This is a genomic window from Pseudomonas macauensis, assembly GCF_047902425.1.
GTDB lineage: Bacteria > Pseudomonadota > Gammaproteobacteria > Pseudomonadales > Pseudomonadaceae > Pseudomonas.
Map to the genome: position 1 here is coordinate 5,329,125 of NZ_CP138377.1, position 23,353 is coordinate 5,352,477.

General features: G+C 66.8%; 18 protein-coding genes. 8 read left to right on the top strand and 10 right to left on the bottom strand.

Annotated features, from left to right (window positions below; genetic code table 11):
- Nucleotide 1 precedes the first annotated feature (1 nt).
- Nucleotides 2-853, bottom strand: a complete 852-nt coding sequence (gene motA / locus SD196_RS24500) for a flagellar motor stator protein MotA (RefSeq protein ID WP_275608908.1) — start codon at nucleotides 851-853, stop codon at nucleotides 2-4.
- A 121-nt stretch (nucleotides 854-974) separates the two neighbouring features.
- Between motA and SD196_RS24505 the strand changes: the two genes are divergently transcribed.
- From SD196_RS24505 to SD196_RS24530, 6 genes are all read left to right on the top strand, one after another.
- Nucleotides 975-2,501: an HDOD domain-containing protein gene (locus SD196_RS24505; protein WP_343576790.1), complete on the top strand. Its 1,527-nt coding sequence runs from the start codon at nucleotides 975-977 to the stop codon at nucleotides 2,499-2,501.
- Nucleotides 2,502-2,637: 136 nt separating this feature from the next.
- Entirely contained in the window at nucleotides 2,638-3,453 is an 816-nt protein-coding gene (rhdA, locus tag SD196_RS24510) for a thiosulfate sulfurtransferase (protein ID WP_275608910.1), read from the top strand.
- Between the two features lie 3 nt (nucleotides 3,454-3,456).
- Nucleotides 3,457-4,326 (top strand): archaetidylserine decarboxylase, encoded by an 870-nt coding sequence (gene asd, locus SD196_RS24515; protein ID WP_343576787.1) that lies wholly within the window; start codon nucleotides 3,457-3,459, stop codon nucleotides 4,324-4,326.
- A gap of 76 nt (nucleotides 4,327-4,402) precedes the next feature.
- On the top strand, nucleotides 4,403-5,380 hold the full coding sequence (locus SD196_RS24520; RefSeq protein WP_343576784.1) for an HPP family protein: 978 nt from the start codon (nucleotides 4,403-4,405) through the stop codon (nucleotides 5,378-5,380).
- A 127-nt stretch (nucleotides 5,381-5,507) separates the two neighbouring features.
- On the top strand, nucleotides 5,508-7,304 hold the full coding sequence (locus SD196_RS24525) for a molecular chaperone (RefSeq protein ID WP_343576782.1): 1,797 nt from the start codon (nucleotides 5,508-5,510) through the stop codon (nucleotides 7,302-7,304).
- 64 nt (nucleotides 7,305-7,368) lie between these two features.
- Nucleotides 7,369-9,441: an EAL domain-containing protein gene (locus SD196_RS24530; RefSeq protein ID WP_275608914.1), complete on the top strand. Its 2,073-nt coding sequence runs from the start codon at nucleotides 7,369-7,371 to the stop codon at nucleotides 9,439-9,441.
- Between the two features lie 70 nt (nucleotides 9,442-9,511).
- Here SD196_RS24530 and serB read toward each other — a convergent pair whose 3' ends face one another.
- Nucleotides 9,512-10,732, bottom strand: a complete 1,221-nt coding sequence (serB, locus tag SD196_RS24535; RefSeq protein WP_275608915.1) for a phosphoserine phosphatase SerB — start codon at nucleotides 10,730-10,732, stop codon at nucleotides 9,512-9,514.
- Nucleotides 10,733-10,943: 211 nt separating this feature from the next.
- On the opposite strand from serB, the gene SD196_RS24540 reads away from it, so the two are divergent.
- Nucleotides 10,944-12,506 carry an AhpA/YtjB family protein gene (locus SD196_RS24540; protein ID WP_275608916.1) on the top strand — a complete coding sequence of 521 codons (1,563 nt, stop codon included), beginning with the start codon at nucleotides 10,944-10,946 and terminating at the stop codon, nucleotides 12,504-12,506.
- A 36-nt stretch (nucleotides 12,507-12,542) separates the two neighbouring features.
- On the top strand, nucleotides 12,543-13,079 hold the full coding sequence (locus SD196_RS24545; RefSeq protein WP_275608917.1) for a metal-dependent hydrolase: 537 nt from the start codon (nucleotides 12,543-12,545) through the stop codon (nucleotides 13,077-13,079).
- On the opposite strand, the gene SD196_RS24550 is transcribed toward SD196_RS24545, so the two are convergent.
- The 8 genes from SD196_RS24550 to SD196_RS24585 all read right to left on the bottom strand — a co-directional run bounded on the left by SD196_RS24550 (nucleotide 12,993) and on the right by SD196_RS24585 (nucleotide 23,332).
- Nucleotides 12,993-14,312, bottom strand: coding sequence for a calcineurin (locus tag SD196_RS24550; RefSeq protein ID WP_343576776.1), 1,320 nt, complete (start codon nucleotides 14,310-14,312; stop codon nucleotides 12,993-12,995). The two genes, SD196_RS24545 and SD196_RS24550, sit on opposite strands and share 87 nt — an antisense overlap.
- On the bottom strand, nucleotides 14,309-15,910 hold the full coding sequence (locus SD196_RS24555; RefSeq protein ID WP_343576774.1) for a glycosyltransferase: 1,602 nt from the start codon (nucleotides 15,908-15,910) through the stop codon (nucleotides 14,309-14,311). The genes SD196_RS24550 and SD196_RS24555 overlap by 4 nt, the downstream gene beginning before the upstream one ends.
- A 221-nt stretch (nucleotides 15,911-16,131) precedes the next feature.
- Nucleotides 16,132-16,851: a PqiC family protein gene (locus SD196_RS24560; protein WP_275608920.1), complete on the bottom strand. Its 720-nt coding sequence runs from the start codon at nucleotides 16,849-16,851 to the stop codon at nucleotides 16,132-16,134.
- A 150-nt stretch (nucleotides 16,852-17,001) separates the two neighbouring features.
- Nucleotides 17,002-19,266 carry a DNA topoisomerase IV subunit A gene (gene parC / locus SD196_RS24565; RefSeq protein WP_343576771.1) on the bottom strand — a complete coding sequence of 755 codons (2,265 nt, stop codon included), beginning with the start codon at nucleotides 19,264-19,266 and terminating at the stop codon, nucleotides 17,002-17,004.
- Nucleotides 19,267-19,273: 7 nt separating this feature from the next.
- Nucleotides 19,274-19,798, bottom strand: a complete 525-nt coding sequence (locus SD196_RS24570; RefSeq protein WP_343576768.1) for a retropepsin-like aspartic protease family protein — start codon at nucleotides 19,796-19,798, stop codon at nucleotides 19,274-19,276.
- Nucleotides 19,795-20,799 carry an esterase-like activity of phytase family protein gene (locus tag SD196_RS24575; protein WP_416310781.1) on the bottom strand — a complete coding sequence of 335 codons (1,005 nt, stop codon included), beginning with the start codon at nucleotides 20,797-20,799 and terminating at the stop codon, nucleotides 19,795-19,797. Before SD196_RS24575 ends, SD196_RS24570 begins: the two co-directional genes overlap by 4 nt.
- Entirely contained in the window at nucleotides 20,799-22,697 is a 1,899-nt protein-coding gene (gene parE, locus SD196_RS24580; RefSeq protein WP_275608924.1) for a DNA topoisomerase IV subunit B, read from the bottom strand. Before parE ends, SD196_RS24575 begins: the two co-directional genes overlap by 1 nt.
- Nucleotides 22,698-22,708: 11 nt before the next feature.
- Nucleotides 22,709-23,332 carry a YqiA/YcfP family alpha/beta fold hydrolase gene (locus tag SD196_RS24585; protein WP_275608925.1) on the bottom strand — a complete coding sequence of 208 codons (624 nt, stop codon included), beginning with the start codon at nucleotides 23,330-23,332 and terminating at the stop codon, nucleotides 22,709-22,711.
- Nucleotides 23,333-23,353: the final 21 nt, after the last annotated feature.

A 23,353-nucleotide genomic window follows, 5' to 3' on the forward strand; every position in this document is an offset into this window, starting at 1 on the left:
TTTAGCGACCGCGCACAGCCTGCTCCAGCTCCGCAAAGCTGGGACGATGCGCCGGCAGCAACACCTTGCGGCCGAACTCCACGGCCAGCGACGGCGGCATGCCCGAGGCGGAGGCGACCAGGCAGGCCTTGATGGCTTCGTAGAGGTTCAGCTCTTCCTTGGCGTCATGCTCCAGGGCGTTGGACAGCGGGCCGACGAAACCGTAGGCGGCGAGAATACCGAGGAAGGTACCCACCAGCGCCGCGGCAACGTGGTGGCCGATCTCGGCCTGGCTGCCCTGGCCGAGCAGCGCCATGGTGATCACGATGCCGAGCACCGCGGCGACGATACCGAAGCCCGGCAGGCCGTCGGCGACACGGGTTACCGCGTGGGCGGGATGCTCCAGGTCTTCCTTGAGGCTGCCCAGTTCCATGTCGAACAGGCCTTCCAGCTCATGGGGCGCCATGTTGCCGGAGGACATGATGCGCAGGTAATCGCAGATGTAGGCGGTCATGCGGTCGTCCTTGAGCACCGCCGGGTACTTGCTGAAGATCGGGCTGGCGCCCGGATCCTCGACGTCCGCCTCGATCGCCATCATGCCCTCGCGGCGGCTCTTGTTGAGCACCTCGTAGAGCATGCCCAGCACCTCCAGGTAGAAGGTGTGGGTGAAGCGGTTGCTGAACATCTTCGGCGCCTTCTTGAGCACCGTCATGAAGGTGCTGCCCGGGTTCGCCTGGAGGAAGGCGCCCAGGGCCGCACCGCCGATGATCAGCACTTCGAACGGCTGGATGATGGCCGCGATCTTGCCGCCGGAGAGCAGATATCCGCCGAGTACGCTGCCCAGGATGACGATGATGCCGATGATTTTTGACATGGGGACCGGACTGAAACTGTGAACAGAATGAGAGGCATGATTCCCGCCTCCCTGTTGTTATCGGAGATTTCGGGCAAGACTATAGGCCGAAAACACTAAAAACCAGTTCGGCGCCTCACGCATGCCCAAACCCGTGCCTACCCCAGAGCGTCTCGCGGAATGGCTCTCCCTCCTGGAAGAGCTGCCGCTGCCCGTCCCCCAGGAGCACCGCGACGAGATTCGCCGGGCGCTGAACGACAGTCGTCGCTCGATCCGCGAGATCTCCGACCTGCTGCAGGACTGTCCGACCCTGGCCCTAGCCATCCTGCGCGAGGCCAACCGCGCCCAGAGCGCCCAGGACAATCCGGCGGAAAGCCTGGAAGTCGCACTCAATCGTCTGGGACTGGCGCGCGTCACCCAATTGCTCGATCGCCTGCCGGCGTTGCCCGAGGCACAGATGCCCCGCGCACTGAGCCAGTTGCTGCTGATCAGCCGCCACGCCATGCAGCAGGCCAGCGGCCTGTTCGCCAACCGCCTGGCGCGGCTCTGGCAGGAAATCCACTGGGGCAGCCTGTTCACCCTGGCGCCGTTGTGGGCGCTGGCCACGGTTAAACCGGAATTGCTGGAGACCTGGCAGCGCCAGGTCTACGGCCTGGGCCGCTGCAGCAGCGAAGTCGAGCAGGAGCTGCTCGGCACCCGCCTGCTGCCGCTGTGCCGAGCGCTGGCCGAGCGCTGGCGGCTGCCGGACTGGGTCGCCCAGGGCTACGCGCTACTCAGCGATGACAAGCGCCTGCTGGTGCGCGCCCTGCACGTGGCCCACACCGAAACCCAGCCACTGGGCCAGCAACAGCGCCTGGATGCCGACCCGGAACTGCAACGCTGGCTGACCCGCCCGGCCAACACCATCCTGCTGGCCAACAGCCTGGCGACGGCCGCCCACCAATCCTGGGGTGGCGTACACATGCTGCGTTGGCAACGCCTGACCAGCCTCTACCTGCAAATGCCGCTGGAAGAACTGCAGCAGACCGTCCACGGCCTGGCCGCGCAGAGTGCCCGCCGGCACGCCCGGCCGCAGCTCTGGCACCCGGCCGAAGCCCTGCTCTGGCCCTGGGATGCGCGCCGCTGGCTCAACGGCCCGAAGCCCGAGGAGCCGGCCAAGGCACCCGACACCCTCGCCCAATGGCGCCAGCATTGCGCGCGCCTGCTGCAGGCACCCAGCCCGTTCGGCAATGCCTTGCAGTTGCTCGACTGCGCCGAATCGGCGCTGCAGGCCTGCGGGCTGCAACGCGGCCTGATCCTGCTGGCCGACAAGGGTGGCAACTGGCTGCAGGCGCGCCGGCACTTCGGGCTCGCGGCGGAGGCCGGCGAGCTCAAGCTGGAAGTCGCCGCCAGCCCGCTGCTGCGCAAGCTCCTGCAACAGCCCGGACAGCTGCGCCTGAGCCCGGCGAACATGGCCGACTTTTCCGCCGTGCTGCCCGGCGCTCTGAAGGCGCTGCTGCCCAGCGAACACCTGCTGCTGCGCTCGCTGGGCAACGGCAGCCGGGTGGTCATGCTGCTGGCGGTCGACCGTAACGGCCAGCCGCTGGGCGACCTCCACGCTCAGGCCTTCGGCCGCACGGCGCAGTGCATCGAACAGGCCGTCCGGCAGATGTCCCGCGGCGCCTCCTGAGCAGCGGCGATTGCCGGGATTTCCGGTACACTTGCGTCCCCTTTAGACTAACGCCCCTCAATGGGCAGCCCAGGGCCGCCAGCTCACGCCGCCTCCATCATCATGGCGGGCCATCCGCCGTACCGGGAGACTCGACATGTCCGCCTTCTCCGCTCTGCCCCTGGTGATCGAACCGGCTGACCTCGCCAGCCGCCTCGACGCCGCCGAACTGATCCTGGTCGACCTGACCAGCGCCGCGCGCTATGCCGAAGGCCACATCCCCGGCGCCCGCTTCGTCGCCCCGGCGCGCACCCAGCTGGGCGGTACCCCGGCGCCCGGCCTGCTGCCGGCCAAGGCCGACCTCGAAGCGCTGTTCGGCGAGCTGGGCCACAACCCCGATGCCGTCTACGTGGTCTATGACGACGAAGGCGGCGGCTGGGCCGGCCGCTTCATCTGGCTGCTGGACGTGATCGGGCACCACCAGTACCACTACGTCGACGGCGGCCTGCACGCCTGGCTGGCCGATGGCCTGCCGCTGAGTCAGGAGGTCCCGGCGCCGGTCGGCGGCCCGCTGCCGCTGACCCTGCACGACGAGCCCACCGCCACCCGCGAATACCTGCAAAGCCGCCTGGGCGCTGCCGACCTGGCCATCTGGGACGCGCGCAACCCCAGCGAGTACAGCGGCCAGAAAGTCCTCGCCGCCAAGGGCGGGCACGTGCCCGGCGCCGTCAATTTCGAATGGACCGCCGGCATGGACCCGGCCCGCGCCCTGCGCATCCGTACCGATATGCCGCAGATTCTGAAGAACCTGGGCATCACCCCGGACAAGGAAGTGATCACCCACTGCCAGACCCACCACCGCTCCGGCTTCACCTACCTGGTGGCCAAGGCCCTCGGCTATCCGCGGGTCAAGGGCTACGCCGGCTCCTGGTCGGAATGGGGCAACCACCCCGACACCCCTGTAGAGGTTTAAGGAATGTCGTTCAAAGATCGTCTGTTCATCCTCGCCCAGTACCTGCTGCCGCATCACCTGCTGTCGCGCCTGATCGGCTGCGCCGCCGAATGCCGCGCGCCCTGGTTCAAGGATCGCCTGATTCCCTGGTTCGCCCGCCGCTACCAGGTGGACATGCGCGAAGCCCAGGTCGAGGACCTGCGCGCCTATGAGCACTTCAACGCCTTCTTCACCCGCGCCCTGAAAGACGGCGCCCGTCCGCTGGACGAGAGTGGAGGCAGCGTGCTGAGCCCCGCCGACGGCGCCATCAGCCAGCTCGGCCCGATCGAGCACGGCCGCGTGTTCCAGGCCAAGGGCCACAGCTACAGCCTGATGGAACTGCTGGGCGGCGACGCCGAGCGCGCCGCGCCCTTCATGGGCGGCGAGTTCGCCACCGTCTACCTGTCGCCCAAGGACTACCACCGCGTGCACATGCCGCTGGCCGGCACCCTGCGCGAGATGGTCTACGTGCCGGGTCGCCTGTTTTCGGTGAACCAGCTCACCGCCGAGCAGGTGCCGGAACTCTTCGCCCGCAACGAGCGCGTGGTGTGCATCTTCGACACCGAGCGTGGACCGATGGCCGTGGTGCTGGTGGGCGCGATGATCGTCGCCTCCATCGAGACCGTCTGGGCCGGCCTGGTGACTCCGCCCAAGCGCGAGCTGAAGACCTTCTCCTACGGGGAAGCCGCCCGCGCGCCGATCCACCTGGAGAAAGGCGCCGAACTGGGCCGCTTCAAGCTGGGCTCCACCGCCATCGTGCTGTTCGGACCCGAGCAGGTCAGCTGGGCCGAGAACCTCGCGGCCACCAGCCCGGTCCGCATGGGCCAGCGCCTGGGTGGCGCGCGCCAGGGCTGACGCCCGCTTTCCATAAGGCGGGCGGCCAACGAGCCGCCCGCCACTGCTTTTTGCCTCATCGTGCTAATTCCCTGCCATGAAACGCTTCCTGCATCTCATGGGCTGGCGTGCCAACGCCACCAGCCATCTTGAAAAATGGCTCTCCGCAATCGGAGCGCTGTGCGGCATCGCCGTCATCTACGCCGTCACCCACTGGGTACTGCCCAGCGAAGCGGCCATCTGGGTCGTCGCCTCCATGGGCGCCAGCGCCGTGCTGCTGTTCGCCGTACCCCATGGCGCGCTGTCCCAGCCCTGGGCCGTGCTTGGCGGCCAGGTGCTGTCGGCCTTCGTCGGGGTGATCTGCCAGAAGCTCTTTCCCGACCAGGCCTTCACCCCGGCCCTGGCTGTCGGCGCGGCGATCCTGGTCATGCACTACACCCGCTGCATCCATCCCCCGGGCGGCGCCACCGCCCTCGCGGCAGTATCCGGCGGGCCGGCGATCAGCGCGCTGGGCTTCCACTATGTGCTCAGCCCAGTGCTGCTCAATGTGGTGCTGATCCTCGCCGTGGCCGTGGCCTTCAACGGCCTGTTCGCCTGGCGCCGCTACCCCGCGCCGCTGGCGCGCCTGCCGGAAACGCCGAAGCTGCCCGCAGGCCCCGCGCCGGAAGATCTCTACCACGCGCTACGCAAGATGGATTCGTTCATCGACGTGCAGTTCGACGACCTGCTGAAGATTCTCCAGCTGGCCCAGGAACATGCCCAGGCCCAACGCCTGGGCCCGGACGACATCCTCCTCGGCGCGTGCTACAGCAATGCGCTGAGCGGCAACGCCTGGGCGGTGCGCCAGGTGATCGACGACCATCCCGGCAAGCGCACGCGCCAGGACCAGTTGGTCTACAAGGTGGTCGCCGGTGCCGGCAAGGGAAACACCGGTGCCTGCCGCCGCCAGGACCTGCTCGAATGGGCCGCCCACGCGGTGATTCCGCAGGGCGACGGCTGGCTGCGCGTCACTGCGCAGGCCTCCGCCAAGGACGCCTTGCAGCGTCAGATCAAGGGCGAAACACCGCTCACGTGACCCATCGGCGCACCCATCCGGCGATGGGCTGCGATGCGCAACGGATACTGCTAGAGTTCGGAAAAAGCCGAGTGTGACGACCGAAAGGTCCGCTAAACGGCCCAGATGTGGAGAATCCGATCCAACCATGGACAACAGTCCCCAGCAGTTTCTACGTGTCCCCACCCCGACACACGAGAGCCTGAGTTTCTGCGGCGCCAGCGCGCGTGAGCTGAAATACTGGCTGGACCACCTGCCCAAGGCCAATCTGGGCGAGACCGCTCGCCAGCTCTACCAGGGGCTGATCGAACTGAACCAGTTGAAGCTGCCCGTGGAGACCCGCCTGCAGCTGCTGGAGCTGTTCCGCCCGGAAGTCCAGTTCGTCTGCCAGCACCTGGAGCGCCACTTTCTCAACCAGTCCATCGTCCTCGACGAGCGCCCGCGCAAGGTCGCCAACCTCTGCCAGGCCCTGCAGAACCACCTGGCCATCGGCTACAAGCTGATCGTCGTACGCGAGGCGAGCCGCGTTTCCCGCGAGCGCGCGCCGTTGCTGACGGCCGCCATCCAGCGCGCCATTCGTGCCTTGTGCGGGCCGCTGATCCGTTCCTCGCAGTTGTATTGCCCGGTGCCGGAAGGGCTATGGCTGGAACTCCACCAGTTGTACCAGCTGGCCCGCCAGCAGGGCCTTCAGAAACTGAGCGTGCGCGACAGCCTGGCCCGCGACGCCCAGGGCCTGACTATCGAGCAGGCCTACCTGGTGGCGCTGATGCTCGGCTCGGCACGCTGCAACCAGATGCGCCAGCACAACATCGCCCGCCTGGCGGAAGCCCTGGAAGGCTGGAGCTCGCAGATTCGGGTGCAGAGCGCCGATTCGCCTTCGACCCTGTTCGTCGTCGCCCCCCAGGTGGACGGCCCGCCGCGCTACCGCACCCTGTTCAAGGACAGTGACCTGCCGGGCGGGGTGGGAATCGATCCACAGCCTTTGGTCGACCTGATCAAGGAATATCTCCTGCTGCTCCCGGAGAACCGCAACCAGGCGCGCCTGAAGGTGCCCGAAGGCGTCTCCGTCGATCTGCTGCAACACCTCGCCGCCGCCTGGGGCGACATCGCCGAACGGACCTTCCAGCGCACCACCGGCCAAGGCCAGCTCACCGTGTGCATCGGCATGAGCGCCCTGCACTACTTCCTCGCCGGTCGCCAGCATTTCAACGATGTGCTCAAGCGCAGCCAGAACCCGGACTTCAGCACCAAGGCCCGGGCCGAGGCGAAGGACGCCTGGGCCACCGCCTTCGACGCGCGGCAGATCAAGGAATGGCAGCCCGGCATGTCGCTGGAGGAAATCGAGTACACACCTATCACCCCCACCGACAGTGGCGCCACCGTCGCCGAGACGCCCTGCGATGAGTACCCGGTCTTCACCCTGCCCATCGTCAACCACAGTCCGGGCGGTTACTGCCTGACCTGGCCCAAGGAGATTCCCAGCCAACTGCAGGCCGGCGAGCTGCTGGGCATCCAGGACGCCCCGGACCAGGGCTGGAGCATTGCAGTGGTGCGCTGGATTCGCCAGGTCCGTGGCGGCGGCACCCAGATGGGCATCGAACTGATCGCGCCGCTCGCCCAGCCGTGCGGCCTGCAACTGCTGCGCAAGACCGAGCAGGGCAGCCAGTACCTGCGCGCCCTGTTGCTGCCGGAAATCTCGGCGATCTCGCGACCGGCCACCCTGATCACCCCGCGCCTGCCGTTCCAGGAAGGCAACAAGGTGCAGATCAATCTGCAGGGCGAAGAGCGCCGTACCCTCCTCACCCGCAAGGTCACCGCGACCGGCAGCTTCACCCAGTTCGAATACCAGACCCACGACACCATCGCCGCACCGAACGATAAGCCGGTCACAGCGCCAAGCCCGCGCGGGGAGGAAGACTTTGACTCACTCTGGAAGTCGCTGTAGATTCCGGCGAACCCCATTCATCGCCCATTTGCTGCCGTCCAGTGCGGTATAAGCAGCCTCATCCATGGCCAATGAAAAGAAGACCGTCCGCCTGCTGATCCTGGAAGACTCCCAGAACGAAGCCGAGCGCCTGGTCAGCCTGTTCCGCAATGCCGGTCGCGCCACCCGCGTCCATCGCATTACGTCCAGTGAAGACCTCCTGGAAATCCTCCCTCAGGGCTGGGATCTGCTGATCGCCGCGCCTGACAGCAGCGCCATGGCGCCCAGCGAAGCCCTGAGCAGCATTCGCCGCCAGGCCAAGGACATCCCGTTCATCCAGCTGATCACCGGCAACGACTCCGATGCGGTGACCGAGGCCCTCGCCCTGGGTGCCCAGGACGCCCTGCCGCAAGGGGAAGACGAGCGTCTGATCCTGGTCGCCAAGCGCGAACTGGCCAACCTCGAGGAGCGCCGCGCCCGCCGCGCCGCCGAAGTCGCCCTGCGGGAAACGGAAAAGCGCTGCCAACTGCTGCTGGACAGCTCGGTGGACGCCATCACCTACGTCCACGACGGCATGCACATCTATGCCAACCGCGCTTACGTCGACCTGTTCGGCTACGACGACGCGGAAGAACTGGAAGGCATGCCGATGATCGACCTGATCGCCGGCAGCGACCAGGCGACCTTCAAGGACTTCCTCAAGGGCTATCAGACCACCGATAACAATGCCGACCTGGCCTGCAGCGGCATCAAGGTGGACGGCCAGGCCTTCAGTGCGCGCATGACCTTCTCCCCGGCCACCTATGACGGCGAGCCGTGCATCCAGGTGGTGATCCGCGCCGACAGCGACAACGCCCAGCTCGAAGAGAAGCTGCGCGAGGTCAGCAGCCAGGACCTGGTCACCGGCCTGTACAACCGCGGTCACTTCCTCGATCTGATGGACAGCGCCGTGGAGCGCGCGGTGACCGCCAGCCAGCCGGCCACCTTCGCCTACATGCTGCTCGACCGCGCCCAGACGCTGCAGCTCAACCTCGGCGTCGCCAGCATCGACCTGCTGCTTGCCGACCTCGGCAACCTGCTGCGCGCCCACTTCCCCCAGGAAGCCCAGCTGGCTCGTTTCAGCGACGACGTGTTCGCCGTGCTGCTGCCGGGACACACCCCGGACCAGACCAAGCCGCTGTTCGCCAGCCTGCTGAAGAAGATCGAAGGCAACCTGTTCGACATCCACGGCCGCACGGCCCAGGTCACCCTGTCCATCGGCATTGCCGGGCTGGACGAAAAGACCACCCGCGCCCAGGACGTCATCGAGCGCGCGCACCGCAGCGCCGACGAAATCGCGCAGAGCGAAGGCAACGGCCTGAAGCTCTACGACCCGGCCGATGAACTGGCCGCCGCCGCCAACCGCGGCGACACCCTGGCGATCATCCGCCAGGCCCTGGAGCAGAACAGCTTCCGCCTGCTGTTCCAACCGATCATCAGCCTGCGCGGCGATACCCACGAACACTACGAAGTGCTGCTGCGCCTGCTCAATCCGCAGGGCGAGGAAGTACCGCCGGCGGACTTCCTCGCCGCCGCCAAGTCGGGCGGCCTGGCCGAGAAGATCGACCGCTGGGTCCTGCTCAACTCGATCAAGCTGCTCTCCGAACACCGCGCCAAGGGCCACGACACCAAGCTGTTCGTTCACCTTTCCAGTTCCAGCCTGCAAGATGCCGAGTTGCTGCCATGGCTGAACGTGGCGCTGAAGGCATCGCGCCTGCCCGCCGATGCCCTGATCATCCAGATCAGCGAACCGGACGCGATCAGCTACCTCAAGCAGGCGAAGGTGCTCAGCCAGGGGCTCGCCGAGCTGCACTGCCAGATCGCCCTGTGCCAGTTCGGTTGCGCGCTCAACCCGTTCAATACGCTCAAGCACATGAATGTCGACTTCGTGAAGGTCGATGGCTCCTACGTGCAGGAGCTGGGCAAGGCGGAGAACCAGGAGAACCTCAAGACCCTGATGGCCAGCCTCCACGCCCAGGCCAAGCTGACCATCGTGCCGATGGTGGAAACCGCCAGCGCCCTGGCGACGCTCTGGCAGGCCGGCGCCAACTACATCCAGGGCCACTACCTGCAAGGACCGAGTCAGGCGATGGACTACGATTTCGCCTCGGACGAGTAGCCATTCGCCCCGCAAGAAAAAGCCGCCCATTGGGCGGCTTTTTCTTGCCTTGCGTAGACAGCCGGATCGATCAGCGGCCGTCGGCCCCTTCGCGATCACGGAATCCGAGCAGGTAGAGAATGCCATCCAGCCCGAGGGTGGAGATCGCCTGCTTGGCCGATTGCTTGACCAGCGGCTTGGCGCGGAAGGCCACGCCCAGGCCTGCCAGGCCGAGCATCGGCAGGTCGTTGGCGCCATCACCCACGGCGATGGTCTGCTCCAGTTGCAGCCCCTCCTTCACCGCCAGCTCGCGCAGCAGGTCAGCCTTGCGCTGGGCGTCGACGATGGGCTCGATGGCCACGCCGGTCAGCTTGCCGTCGACGATCTGCAGCTCGTTGGCGAACACGTAGTCGATGCCCAGCTTGGCCTGCAGCTGCTTGGCGAAGTAGCTGAAGCCGCCGGAGAGGATCGCCGTCTTGTAGCCCAGACGCTTGAGCTCGGCGAACAGCGTCTCGGCGCCTTCGGTCAGGCGCAGCGAAGCGCCGATCTCTTCCAGCACGTCCTCGGACAGCCCCTTGAGCAGAGCCAGGCGCTCCTTGAAGCTGGCGCGGAAGTCCAGTTCGCCGCGCATGGCGCGCTCGGTGATCTCGGAAACCTTGTCGCCCACGCCGGCAGCCTTGGCCAGTTCGTCGATGACCTCGGCCTCGATCAGCGTGGAGTCCATGTCGAACACCGCCAGGCGGCGGTTGCGGCGGAACACCGAATCCTGCTGGAAGGCGATATCGACATTCAGTTCCTGCGCCACGCTGAGGAATTCTGCACGCAGCGCCACCGGGTCGGCCGGCTCGCCGCGTACCGAGAACTCAACGCAGCCCTTGCCCTGGTCGGCCGGCACGTCCAGCGCCATGCGCCCGGACAGGCGGTCGATCTGATCAATGTTCAGACCGTACTTGGCGGTGATCGAGCTGACGCGCTGCAGTTGCTCGGCGGTTACCCGGCGGGTCAGCAGGGTCACGATGTGGCGCGGTTTGCCCTGGCCACCCACCCACTGCCGGTAATCGTCTTCCGAAACCGGTGTGAAACGCACCTGCTGGTCGAGCTTGTAGGCCGTGAACAGCACGTCCTTGAGCACCGAGGAGGCCTGCTCGGTATCCGGAATTTCGACCAGGATGCCGAACGACAGGGTGTCGTGGATCACCGCCTGGCCGATGTCGAGGATGTTCACGCCACCCTGGGCCAGCACGCCGGTGATGGCTGCGGTGAGGCCGGGGCGATCTTCCCCGGTGATATTGATCAGGACGATTTCGCGCAAGGCGCTGTCTCCGCCGTGTAAAAAAGGCCGACATTCTACCTGCTTTCCGCCGCATCCGCCCGGCTGGCGGGCACCGCCACCGATCGGATTGGCAGGCGCATTCCCCGCCCATCCCGGCCTCGTTCGCATGGACAAGGCCTGCGGCGCTTTGCCCCTCCGGAGGGGCTCGTTATACTGGCCCGTATCTGCCCTACTGAAGACCGAGCCCGCTGTGACCCGGCCCACCTCCGTCAAGCCCGACAATTTCTTCCTGCTGCTTTTCCACGCCCTGCGTCAGCGCCGTGTGCCGATCGCCCTGCGAATCGCCATCCACACGCTGCTGCTGGTAGCGGCTGCCCTGGTGATCTACGCCTGGGTCATGGGCATGCAGTTCAAGCAGGCCATGCAGCAGCAGGCTGACGCCCTGGGCCAGAGCCTGACCACCCAGACCGCGCAGTCCGCCACCGAGTTGCTGGTTTCCAACGACATCCTCAGCCTCAACGTGCTGCTCAACAACCTGACGAAGAACCCGCTGGTCGCCCACGCCGCGATCTACAGCGTGGACAACCGCATCCTCGCCGAGTCCGGCACCCGGCCCAAGCAGGGGCTGCTGGGCGATACCGAGGGCCTGTACTCCACGCCCATCACCTTCCAGGAAGTGATCGCCGGCCACCTGCGCATCAGCCTCGACATGCACCAGTTCGAGCAGCCGATGACCGTCAGCCTGCAGAGCATGGGGCTGATCAGCCTGATCCTGCTGCTGCTCACCCTGACCTTCGGCCTGCGCCTGGGCCGGCAGATTTCCACCCCACTGTTACAGCTTCGCGTCTGGCTGCGCGATCCGGACGACCCCGCCCCGGGCGCCGGCCTGCAGAACGAGATCGGCGATCTGGCCCGCCAGCTGCAAGCGCGCCTGGTGCCGGAGAAGCCGCCAGCCCCCGAGCCGGTGGTCACCGCTCCCGCGCCACGCCCGAAAGCACCGGCGAAAGCCGCCGCCAAGGAGCCCGTGCTGGAAGAAGCCGGCGCCAGCGACGAACACGAATTCGACGAGAACATCTTCTCCGAAGATGAACTCCCCGCCCCGACGGCTCGCCGCACCGCCGACCCCGCAGGCGACGAGGACTTCCCCGAGGAAGAGCTCGACACGCTGGTGGAAGACGAGGCAGAAGTCGACGCCGACGTCGAAGACGAGCCCGAAGCCGAGCCGGAACCGCTATCCAGCGGCACCAGTGCCGTTCTCGCCGTTCAACTTGGCGCCCAGGAACAGCTGCGTCGCCTGCCGCGCGCCCGCCTGGTCGACCTGCTGGAGCGCTACCGCGATTGCCTGGAACAGGCCGCACGCCTGTACAAGGGCACGCTGTACACCCTCAACGACGGCGGCAGCCTGATCCTCTTCCACAGCCGCGACCAGGACGAGGAGTTCCTCACCAACGCCCTGTGCTGCGGCGAGCTGATGCGCGCCCTGGGTCACGCCTTGCAGATCGAGGTAGCCGACAGCGGCATTACCCTGCAACTGCAGCTGGGCCTGGTGCTGGGCGAGGACGTCGCCGATCTCGAACAGGCCGAACTGCTGCAGGAGTCGGCGGCGCAGAACGCCCTCGCCCTCAGCCAGCACAGCCGCAACCTGTTGCTGGTGGAGAAATCCATCGGCGATGACGAGAAAGTCCGCGAACGTGCACGCATCCGCCCCATCGCCAGCCCGGAAAATGCCTGCTGCGTGGAGTGGCTGAAGGAACCCTATCCCTCGATGCTGGAGCGCCAGCTCTCGCGTATGCGCGCCCTGCGCACCAGCTGATGACGGGGCCACCCGGCCCCGCATGGAACGGACTCCATGACCACCCTGATCACTCATCCCCTGCCGGCGCTGGCCGTCGGCCTGGCGCTCGGCTCGCGGGTGATCCCGCCGCGCCTGCTGCTGGCCGGCATGCTCGCCAGTTGCCTGCCGGACCTCGACGTCATCGCCTTCAAACTCGGCATCGCCTATCAGGACGCGCTGGGGCATCGCGGCTTCAGCCACTCGCTGCTGTTCGCTGCCCTGGTCGGTGCGCTCGGCGCCATGGCCTCTCGGTGGCTCGGCTGCGGGCCACTGAAAGCCGGCTTGTGGATCGGCCTGGCCACCGCCTCGCACAGCGTGCTCGATGCCATGACCGACGGTGGGTTGGGCGTAGCCTGGTTCTGGCCCTGGAACGACCAGCGCTATTTCCTGCCACTGCATCCCATCGAGGTGTCGCCCATCGGCCTGTCGCGCTTCCTCAGTCCGCGCGGTGCGCAGGTGCTGCTGTCAGAGGCGCAGTGGGTCTGGATACCCTGCCTGGCCGTTGCCCTTGGCGGCATCGCCCTCCGCCGCCTGCTGCGCCTGCGCGGCTGACTCGAACTGCGCCTGGACCTGCTGCAACAGCGAAGGTCCTTCCGCCCCGCCTTCCGGGAACTGCGCGGTGTAGCCCTGGAAGCTGGCGAAGCGCGCGCGGAAGTCGAGATCGATGCGGAAACGGTTGTCCCAGCCCGCCGATGGCGCCGGCAGCAACTGGTCGCAACCTTGCAAAGCCTGATCCGACGGGCAGTCCTTGAAGGCCTGCGGATAGAACTGCCGCTTCCACAACACCCAGGGTGACAGCGACAGGGCGTCGATACGGTTGCGCCGCAAATCCAGCTCCAGCAACTGCAGCAGCCCGTTACCGCCCAGGTACTCGTCCTGGTAGTCGACCATCACCATGTCCACGCTGTGGCCCTGGTCGTTGAGCATGCGCGCGTGGGCCGAGCCTTCGACATGCCCGCTGACGGTCAGGAAGATCTGGTCGTTGCGGCGGATCAACTGCTCCCAGAGCAGCGGACCGCTGTCGCTACCCTCGCGGGACAGCTGCGGCGGCTTGCCGGCCTTGCCATACAGGATGTTGTGCGAGGCGAGAATCACCGGAATGTGCGGATGCGCGTCGATGACCTGCTGCGCCCAGGCGAGTGTCGCCTTCGACGGGCTCCAGTCCAGCGCCAGCAGGAGGAAGGACTGGCCGTACTTGCGGAACAGGTGGTACTGGCTAAGGCCGAGCGGGTCGCTGCCGCCATAGGTGCTCTGCCAGGCCGCGCGCTGCGGACCGAAATGGTCCTTGAAGCGGTCGCGGAACGAACGCTGATCATCGGGCGTGACGGCGCCATGGATATCCCGGTCGCCGCTCATGATGCTGTAGGGCACGCCGCCCTCCTCCAGCACCCGCATCGCGCCGCTGGCGATCTGCCACTGGCTCAGGGTGCCGGCGTTCTGCACCACATCGCCCAGATGCACCACCATCGACACCTGCAGCGCCTCGGCGTTCTTCGCCAGCCACCAGGTCTGGGCGAAGAAGGCCAGCGCCGGCTCGTAGGGCAATCCCTGGAAACGCTGGTTACTGCGGAACAGGCGCAGTTCGCGGTGATTGTTCTCGGAATAGAACTGCGTATCCGGCAACAAGGGCAGGATGAAGCTCCCCGGGGGCGGGCGCACCTGCAATGGCGGTATGGGATGCTGGCGAAAGAAGGACTGATCGTGGGCGACTTGCTGGGAGCTGTCGGAGCCCTGGCAGCCGCACAGCAGCACGCCGAGCCCGAGGGCGGACAACAGCGGCTTCATCGCGCAGCACCAAACAGGCTGGCGTCGCTCACGCGCAGCAGACAGTAGGGATTGTAATCGAAGCTTCCGCTGAGCAGCGGCACACCCAGGGCCGGGTACGCGGCGCGCAGACGGTCGGCATTCTCCTCGTCCAGCATCAGGTAGTACGGCCCCGGCAGAGCGGCGAGCTGCTCAGGGCTGCTGGCGAACAGTGGCTGCGTGTCGCGATCGAGATTGACCATGAACTTGATCGCCTGCGCATCGCGGCCCATGCCATAGAGCACCAGCGGCGCCGGCTCCCTGAGCACCGTGGCGTCCACCGCCTGGGAAAACGCCCGGCTGTCGTACAGCTGCCGCTGTGCCGGCTCGATCACCAGCAGGTAACTGCCCCACAACGCCAGCACCGCGCTGAGTGCCATCAGCTCGGCGCGTCGCTCGCGACGGAACAGGCGGGACAGCGCGAATACCTGCAGACCAGCCAGACCGCCCACGCACAGCCAGAGCTTTCCACCCAGTGGTTGCAGCGCCTGCGGGAAGCGCTGCAAGCCCAACCATACGCCCAGCAGCAGGAGCGCCGGCAGCACCAGCCAGAGCCCCTGGATCAGACCCCGCAGGAATACGGCCAGGCGCCGGTCGTTCACCTGGAAGGGATAGGTCGCGACAATGGCCGCCAACGGCGCCATCGCCACGATGTAGCGGGCCTTCTTCGCCTGCGGCAGCGACAGACCGACCATCACCACCAGCGCCGCCAGGGCGCAGCCGATGACCAGCCGCGCCGCCGGATCGAACCGGCGCCGCCAGAGCAGCGCCAGGGCCGGCACCGCCAGCGGGAACGCCAGGGCGTAATTGCCCAGCGAACTGTGGAAGTAATACAGCGCATCGCTGGCGCCCGCGCTGCCGTCCAGGCGGCCGGTCACCTGCATGCGCAGGACATCCTGGGCGAACGCCTCGCCGCCAACGCCGCGCGCCACCGATAGCAGCAGCATGGTGCAGACCACCAGGAGCAGCAGCGCGGGCAGGGAAAAGCCCAGCAGGCGCCGCCACTGGCGGTCCAGCAGCAACTGGCTGCAGACCATGCCGGCCGGCACCACCAGCCCCAACGGACCGCGCAGCGCGAAGCCGGCGAGCAACAGCGGCAACAGGCGCGCCAGCAGACCCACGCCGGAGTAGCGCTCGGCATGCACCGCGAAGAAGAAGGCCAGCATCCCCACCGCCGCCACCTGCAGATCGAGCGACACCGCCCGGGTCTCACTGAGGAAGGTCAGGGTGAGCAACAGCATCGACACGCTGAGCGCGGCCCAGCGCCGGGAAAGCGGCGCCACCAGGCGATAGGTCAGGCCGACGATGACGGCGGCCGCCAGGGCTGTGGGCAGCCAGGCACTGAGCAGCGTGACACGCCCCTGCGGCAGCGACAGCAGGTAGATCAGGAAGGTCGAAGTCGCCGGGTAGTCCGGATAGGGCTCGCCATAGGTGGTCGGGAATACGCTGGGACCGTGGCGCAGCATTTCCTTGGCGAACAGCACGAAGCGCGAGTCGAAGCCCACCACCGCGGCGCCATGGGCGCCCAGCAGGAACAGGACGAATGCCGCCAGCGCAACGCACAACGCCTGCCAGGCCAAGACGGTAGCCGCCTGACCGGAATGAGAAAGTGGAAGTGACGACGACACGCCGGGCCCCTGGCAGGCGCATTACGGAAGGATTTCCGCGCGATCGCGACCTGCAAACGGCGCCTTTGATACCAAAGTGGGCGTCAAGAAGATGTCAAGCTGGGCGGGGCGTGCCGGGAGTCGGCCAGGATGTGAAACGGCCCGGAAAACCAGGTTTTCCGGGCCGTTTCAAGTCAGAAGCGGTAGACCTCGACGTCGGTGCGGATCGGCACCACCAGCGGGATCTTCGGCCCCTCTTCCTTGGGCTTGGCCTTTTCGGAATTGGCTACCGCCGGCTTCTTTAGCGGCGCTGCCGATTGCTCGGCTACCGCGGCAGCGACCGGACGCACGTCCTTGGCCAACTGGACCGACAGCTTGCGCAGCAGGTCACCCTGGGCCCGAACCTGGTCCTGGATACTGCCCGAATGCTCCTCTTCTTCGCGGAATACGCGGCTGTCGCGCAGCTCACCCTTCTGGTCGAGCAGGCGCCAGCGCGCCTCCAGCACTGCCGGCTCCTTTGGGCCGGAATCCAGGCGGCTGATGGTCAGCATGACCTGTACCTGCGGCGTGAAGCCGGGCTTCTCCGGGAACAGGGCCAGGCGGGTGCTGTCGAGCTGGCTCGACAACAGGCGCAGCAGTTGCTGGCTGACGTTGGTTTCCAGGCTACCGGCCCAGCGGGCGTCGGTGGACAGGCTGAGAATGCCGTCAGCCTGGCGTTGAACCATGGTCTCACGTTTCAGATAGTCGGCCAGGGATACCGGGCCGAGGAGCACAGCGACACCATTTTCGCGGGTCGGAACCGACGCGGCACCTGCATCCAGTTGATACAGCTGGGTCGGTCGATTCACTGTGCAGCCCGCCAGCCCGAGGAGGCTGACGAGAGAAAGACATGCCAGGACGCGCAGAGCGCTCATCGTGAATCACCGTCATTCGCCGGGAATCGGCGTTACTTCCATCATTTCACGTAACTTCAGGGCAACGGGCTACGGCGCCGATTGCCAAAAGGATCTATCATCCCTCAATCGACGCCGCAGCTCCAGCGGCAGAATGTATCAAGCCACGTTTCAATCCTGAGACAGCGATTCTACCAGCAGACTGTCCACTCGCTGGAAACCGCGTGGCAGTTTATTGCCCCGGCGGCCCCGTTCACCCTTGTAGTGCTCCAGGTCGTCCCCCTTGAGGGAGAGCGTCCGCTTGCCTGCCTGCAGCACCAGAGTCGCGCCCGTCGGAAGAACCGCCAGGTCCGTCAGGTACTCCTCGCGGCTGGCCACGCGGTCGCCCGGCACGCTGATGATCTTGTTGCCCTTGCCCTTGGCCAGTTGCGGCAGGTCGGAGACCTTGAACAGCAGCAGGCGACCTTCGGTGGTGACGGCGGCCAGCCAGTCCTGCTCCACATCCGCAACCGGGCGCGGCGCCATCACCTGAGCGCCATTGGGCAGGCTGAGCAGGGCCTTGCCGGCCTTGTTCTTGGCCTGCATGTCCTCGCCCTTGACCACGAAACCGTAGCCCGCATCGGACGCCAGTACATAGAGCGCGGCGTCCTCTGGCAATAGAACACGATCGAATGTTGCACCCGGCGGCGGCGTCAGGCGACCGGTGAGCGGTTCGCCCTGGCCACGGGCCGACGGCAAGCTGTGGGCCGCCAACGAGTAACTGCGGCCCGTGGAGTCGATGAACACCGCGTACTGGTTCGAGCGGCCCGGCGCGGCCGCCTTGAAGCCGTCGCCGGCCTTGTAGGACAGGCCGGTGGCGTCGATTTCGTGGCCCTTGGCGCAGCGCACCCAGCCCTTCTCGGACAGCACCACGGTCACCGGTTCGGTCGGCATCAGCTCGGTTTCCGACAGGGCGCGGGCTTCGGCGCGGGCGACGATGGGCGAACGGCGGTCGTCGCCGTAGGTTTCGGCATCGGCGATCAGCTCGTCGCGCACCAGCTTTCGCAGCTTGGCGTTGGAACCCAGGATCGCCAGCAGCTTGGCGCGCTCCTTGGCCAGTTCGTCCTGTTCGCCGCGGATCTTCATCTCTTCCAGGCGCGCCAGCTGACGCAGGCGGGTGTCGAGGATGTAGTCGGCCTGCAGCTCGGACAGTTCGAAACGCTGCATGAGGACCGGCTTGGGCTGGTCCTCGGTGCGGATGATGTGGATGACCTCGTCGAGGTTGAGGAAGGCGACCAGCAAGCCTTCCAACAGGTGCAGGCGCTTCTCGACCTTGTCCAGGCGGAACTGCAGACGGCGGCGCACGGTGTCGGTGCGGTAGGTCAGCCACTCGTTCAGCACCTGGCGCAGGTCCTTGACCTGGGGTTTGCCGTCCAGGCCGATGACGTTCATGTTCACCCGGTACGAACTTTCCAGGTCGGTGGTGGCGAACAGGTGGGTCATCAGCTCTTCGGCATCCACGCGGTTGGAGCGCGGGATGATGACGATGCGGGTCGGGTTCTCGTGGTCCGACTCGTCGCGCAGGTCAGCCACCATCGGCAGCTTCTTGGCCTGCATCTGGCCGGCGATCTGCTCCAGCACCTTGGCCCCGGAGACCTGATGCGGCAGCGCGGTGACCACGATGTCGCCGTCCTCGACGCGGTACACGGCGCGCATGCGCACCGAGCCGCGGCCGGTTTCGTAGATTTTCTGCAGGTCGGCGCGCGGGGTGATGATTTCCGCCTCGGTGGGAAAATCCGGGCCCGGAACGTGCTCGATCAGATCGGCGACGGTGGCATTCGGCTCATCCAGCAGGCGCACGCAGGCAGCGGCGACTTCACGCAGGTTGTGCGGCGGAATGTCGGTGGCCATGCCCACGGCGATGCCGGTGGTGCCATTCAACAAGAGGTTGGGAAGCCGCGCCGGCAGCACGGCCGGCTCTTCCAGGGTGCCGTCGAAGTTCGGCACCCAGTCGGCGGTGCCCTGGCCCAACTCGGACAGCAGGGTCTCGGCGTAGCGCGACAGGCGGGCCTCGGTGTAACGCATGGCGGCGAAGGACTTGGGATCGTCCGGCGCACCCCAGTTGCCCTGGCCGTCCACCAGCGGATAGCGGTAGGAGAACGGCTGCGCCATCAGCACCATGGCTTCGTAGCAGGCCGAGTCGCCGTGCGGGTGGTATTTACCCAGCACGTCGCCGACGGTACGCGCCGACTTCTTGTGCTTGGCGTCGGCGTCCAGGCCCAGTTCGCTCATGGCGTAGACGATGCGCCGCTGTACGGGCTTGAGGCCGTCGCCGATGTGCGGCAGGGCGCGGTCCATGATCACGTACATGGAATAGTTCAGGTAAGCCTGTTCGGTGAAGTCGGCCAGTGACCGGCGCTCCACGCCCTCCAGACTCAGATCGAGGGTTTCGCTCATGCGTGCCTCACGGTGAAGATTGCTGGCGCAGCACCAGGGTGCCGTCCTGCTGGGTGAAATCGAGTTGCTTGAGGGCGCTCATGCCGAGCAGCACCTCGTCGCCTTCCATGCCCGGCGCGATCAGCGCAGACACGTCGTTCAAACGGATGTCGCCGAGCTGCAGCTGCGACAGGCGCGTACGCCAGCCTTCGCTGCGGCCATTGGCGGTGTTCAGGGTGATCGGCGCCCCCAATGGCAGCCCCAGGCGCCGGGCCAGCGGCTGCGGGATGGCCACCTGGGTGGCGCCGGTATCGAGCATGAAGGTCACCGGCGTGCCGTTGATCCTGCCGTCGACCACGTAATGGCCGGCGCGATTGCCAAGCAGGCGCACTTCCACATAGCCATTGCCTCGTACCGACTGCGGCTGCGGGTTGGGGTTGTGCTGACGGTCTTCCCAGGCGCCGAAATAGTGGGTGGCGAGCAGGATGCCCGCGCCCCAGGCGAGGAACATCATGACCTTGCCCATCCGCCGTCCCGGCACCGCGTCGCTCATTTGCCACCCAACCAGCCACCGGTCGGCGCGGCGAAGCGCAGCACATAGGGCCGCGAATCGCCGTCGGCGCGCGCGTGCTCGCCGTTGTCCAGGCCGATCCAGGCGCCCTGGTCGTCGATCAGCAGCGCCTCGGCCACACCGTAGGGCAGGTCATAGCGCCGCTCCGGCGCCAGAGCGCCGGCGGCGAACGACCAGCACTGCTCCTGCGCGCCGGTGTCGGCATCGCGTCGGCAGATCTGGTGCGCCAGGCGTTCGAGGGTGAACAGTTTGTCCTTGTACAGCGCAAGGTCGGAGAAATCGATGGACAGCGGGCGGTCGCTGCCCAGCTCCGGCGGTGGCAGCATGGTGCCGCCCTCGCTGAGCAGTACGCAGTTGCCATCGCACTTCCAGGTGCCATTGTCGTTGCGCACCCGCAGCAGGCCACGGCGTTGGCGCTCGGCCGCCAGCCACAGGCGCTTGCCGTCCGGAGCGATCGCCAGGCCTTCGTAGAGGGCGTTGAAACTCATCAGCAGGCCGCTGGCCCGGGCCTGGCGCAGCAGGGTCTGCGGCAGCGGCAGCCAGGACGCCTCGCCGGCGACCGGCAGCAACAGGACGGCCGCATAGCCCTCGCTGACCACATAGCGATTACCCGCCTGATCGCAACTGATGCCCTCGAAATCCATCGCGCCGCCGCGCACCAGGCTGCTGGCGCTGACCCGCGCGCGCATGCCCCAGGACAGCCCGCTGTCCGGCACGCCGGGCGATACGAACGGCTCGGCGGTGGCCCGCCAGGCCTTGCCGGGCTGCTCGTCGGGCAGCAGGCGGTAGATGCGGTCGTCGTCGCGGTCGGACACCGTCCACAGCTCCCCACCGCAGCTCGCCAGACCCGAGAGGTTGCCCTTGGGCATGCCCTCCACCGGATGCTCGGAGACGAACTGCAGGGTGTTGGGCACCACCGCGGGCACGGTATCGGCCGAGGCAACGCTGGCGCACAGGCCAAGGGCGGCCAGCAGCCAGCGCATCAGGCGAACACCTCCGCCAGGTTACCCTTGGTTTCCAGCCAGGACTTGCGGTCGCCGGCGCGCTTCTTGGCCAGCAGCATGTCCATGATTTCCACGGTGCCCTCGGTGTCTTCCAAGGTGAGTTGCACCAGACGACGCGTGTTCGGGTCCATGGTGGTTTCGCGCAGTTGCGGCGGGTTCATCTCGCCCAGGCCCTTGAATCGGGTGACCTGCGGTTTGCCACGGCGCTTCTCGGCGGCCAGTCGGTCGAGGATGCCGTCGCGCTCGGCTTCGTCCAGGGCGTAGAAGACTTCCTTGCCCAGGTCGATGCGGAACAGCGGCGGCATGGCGACGTAGACGTGGCCGGCTTCCACCAGCGGGCGGAAGTGGCGGACGAACAGCGCACACAGCAGGGTGGCGATGTGCAGGCCGTCGGAGTCGGCGTCGGCGAGGATGCAGATCTTGCCGTAGCGCAGCTGGGTCAGGTCCGCCGCGCCCGGATCGACGCCGATGGCCACGGCGATGTCGTGGACTTCCTGGCTGGCGAGCACTTCGCCGCCATCCACTTCCCAGGTGTTCAGGATCTTCCCGCGCAGCGGCATGATCGCCTGGAATTCCTTGTCCCTCGCCTGCTTGGCCGAACCGCCGGCGGAATCACCTTCCACCAGGAACAGCTCGGCGCGCATCGGGTCCTGCCCCGCACAGTCAGCCAGCTTGCCGGGCAGCGCCGGGCCCTGGGTGATCTTCTTGCGCTCGACCTTCTTGCCGGCCTTGAGGCGGCGGCCAGCGTTGCTGATGGCCAGTTCCGCCAGTTGCAGGCCCAGCTCCGGGTGAGCGTTGAGCCACAGGCTGAACGCATCTTTCACCACGCCGGAAACGAAGGCGGCGGCCTCGCGGGAGGACAGGCGTTCCTTGGTCTGGCCGGAGAACTGCGGCTCCTGCAGCTTCATCGAGAGGACAAAGGCGATGCGTTCCCAGACGTCCTCCGGCGCCAGCTTCACACCGCGCGGCAGCAGGTTGCGGAACTCGCAGAACTCGCGCATCGCATCCAGCAGGCCCTGGCGCAGGCCGTTGACATGGGTACCGCCCTGGGCGGTGGGAATCAGGTTGACGTAGCTTTCCTGCAGCGATTCGCCGCCCTCGGGCAGCCACAGCAGGGCCCAGTCCACCGCTTCCTTGTTGCCGGCCAGCGAGCCGCAGAACGGTTCGTCGGGCAGGCGCAGATTCTCGGACACCGAGTCGACCAGGTAGGAACGCAGGCCATCTTCGTAGTGCCATTCGACGCGCTCGCCGCTGGACTTGTCCTCGAAGGTCACCAGCAGGCCGGGGCACAGTACGGCCTTGGCCTTGAGTACGTGCTTCAAGCGACTGACCGAGAACTTGTGCGAGTCAAAGTACTTGGCGTCGGGCCAGAAGCGCACGGTGGTGCCGGTGTTGCGCTTGCCGACAGTGCCGACGACTTCCAGGTCGCTGGACTTGAAGCCATCGGCGAAGGTCATGCGGTACTCGTTGCCGTCGCGCTTCACCCGCACTTCGACCAGGGTCGACAGTGCGTTCACCACCGAGATGCCCACGCCGTGCAGGCCGCCGGAGAACTGGTAGTTCTTGTTGGAGAACTTGCCGCCGGCGTGCAGCTTGGTGAGGATCAGTTCGACGCCCGGCACGCCCTCTTCGGGGTGGATGTCCACCGGCATGCCACGACCGTCGTCGATCACTTCCAGCGAGTTGTCCTCGTGGAGGATCACCTGCACGCTTTTCGCGTGGCCGGCCAGGGCTTCGTCGACGCTGTTGTCGATGACTTCCTGGGCCAGGTGGTTGGGACGGGTGGTGTCGGTGTACATGCCCGGGCGCTTGCGCACCGGATCGAGGCCGGAGAGGACTTCGATGGCGTCTGCGTTATAGGCGTTCTGCTGGGCCATGGGGTCCCTACTTAATCAGAGGAAATGCGTTCAAAGGTCGAGAAGTCTACGTCGCGCCACCGGTCGGAGGGTATACCGGCGAAGGCCAGCAGCGCCGGCAGGTGGCTGACGAAGCGCTGGAAGCCATGGTCGCCGCCCGCTTCGATGCGCAGGGCACAGGCCCGGTAATAGCGCTCGGCGGCGCGGTAATCGAGGGTTTCGTCGGCGGTCTGCAGCCACACCTGGTAGCGCGAGCCATCGACCGGTGCCGGAACCTCCAGCTCGGCCAGGGCCTGGACGTGATCGTGCGTCAGCTCCCAGGTCTCGCCGCTGTAATAGTTGGTCTGCGGGCCGAGTTGGCCGTCGAACAGCCGGTGCGGCGCCACCGCCGGGTTGATCAGCACGGCCTTCAGGCCATGGCGTTCGGCCAGGTGGGTCGCGTAGTAGCCGCCCAGGGAGCTGCCGATCAGCAGCGGCTGGCCGAGTTCGGCGATCGCCGCCTCCAGTTGCGCCATGGCCTGGCGCGGGTGGTGGTGCAGCGCGGGAACGCGCACCTGACCGTCCAGCCCCAGATGCTGCAGGGCGGCCACGAACTGGCGCGCCTTCTGCGAGGCGGGCGAGCTGTTGAAGCCGTGGATATAGAGGAATGCAGTCATGGGCCGGGAGGCTACAAGCTG

Coding starts and splice junctions, on each gene's coding strand:
- motA (WP_275608908.1), bottom strand. CDS start 853: ATGTCAAAAATCATCGGCATCATCGTCATCCTGGGCAGCGTACTCGGC.
- SD196_RS24505 (WP_343576790.1), top strand. CDS start 975: ATGCCCAAACCCGTGCCTACCCCAGAGCGTCTCGCGGAATGGCTCTCC.
- rhdA (WP_275608910.1), top strand. CDS start 2,638: ATGTCCGCCTTCTCCGCTCTGCCCCTGGTGATCGAACCGGCTGACCTC.
- asd (WP_343576787.1), top strand. CDS start 3,457: ATGTCGTTCAAAGATCGTCTGTTCATCCTCGCCCAGTACCTGCTGCCG.
- SD196_RS24520 (WP_343576784.1), top strand. CDS start 4,403: ATGAAACGCTTCCTGCATCTCATGGGCTGGCGTGCCAACGCCACCAGC.
- SD196_RS24525 (WP_343576782.1), top strand. CDS start 5,508: ATGGACAACAGTCCCCAGCAGTTTCTACGTGTCCCCACCCCGACACAC.
- SD196_RS24530 (WP_275608914.1), top strand. CDS start 7,369: ATGGCCAATGAAAAGAAGACCGTCCGCCTGCTGATCCTGGAAGACTCC.
- SD196_RS24545 (WP_275608917.1), top strand. CDS start 12,543: ATGACCACCCTGATCACTCATCCCCTGCCGGCGCTGGCCGTCGGCCTG.
- SD196_RS24550 (WP_343576776.1), bottom strand. CDS start 14,312: ATGAAGCCGCTGTTGTCCGCCCTCGGGCTCGGCGTGCTGCTGTGCGGC.
- SD196_RS24560 (WP_275608920.1), bottom strand. CDS start 16,851: ATGAGCGCTCTGCGCGTCCTGGCATGTCTTTCTCTCGTCAGCCTCCTC.
- parC (WP_343576771.1), bottom strand. CDS start 19,266: ATGAGCGAAACCCTCGATCTGAGTCTGGAGGGCGTGGAGCGCCGGTCA.
- SD196_RS24570 (WP_343576768.1), bottom strand. CDS start 19,798: ATGAGCGACGCGGTGCCGGGACGGCGGATGGGCAAGGTCATGATGTTC.
- SD196_RS24575 (WP_416310781.1), bottom strand. CDS start 20,799: ATGCGCTGGCTGCTGGCCGCCCTTGGCCTGTGCGCCAGCGTTGCCTCG.
- parE (WP_275608924.1), bottom strand. CDS start 22,697: ATGGCCCAGCAGAACGCCTATAACGCAGACGCCATCGAAGTCCTCTCC.
- SD196_RS24585 (WP_275608925.1), bottom strand. CDS start 23,332: ATGACTGCATTCCTCTATATCCACGGCTTCAACAGCTCGCCCGCCTCG.